This window comes from Massilia sp. CT11-108 (genome assembly GCF_047302915.1).
Taxonomy (GTDB): Bacteria; Pseudomonadota; Gammaproteobacteria; order Burkholderiales; family Burkholderiaceae_D; genus Telluria; species Telluria orientalis.
The window spans coordinates 1-242 of the sequence record NZ_JBKYMO010001711.1 but is presented as its reverse complement, the minus strand read 5'-3'; the positions used below and the strand labels follow the sequence as shown (position 1 = coordinate 242).

Genomic DNA, 242 nt, shown 5'->3' with positions numbered 1-242 from the left:
TGCGGCGCCACGCTGGCCCTGCAATGCAGCATGTGCCACGGCGCGCGCGGCACGGCCACGTTGTCGATCGGACCCGTGAATTCGCTGCTCACGATCACGCTCGTCGGGTAGACGGCCTTCTCGTCCGGCTGGTCGGGACTGCGGTAGGGCGCCGGCGCGCCGGCCGCGCTGCAGATCGATTCCCAGATCGACGCCATCGCGTCGCGCGCGTGGGCGCGCGGGAGCCACACGAAGCCGACGGC

The 242-nt window shown here is 72.3% G+C and carries 1 pseudogene; it reads right to left on the bottom strand.

Features of this window, described 5'->3' with window-relative positions:
• Positions 1–242: pseudogene (locus ACEN88_RS36120) on the bottom strand (hypothetical protein); the annotation flags it as partial.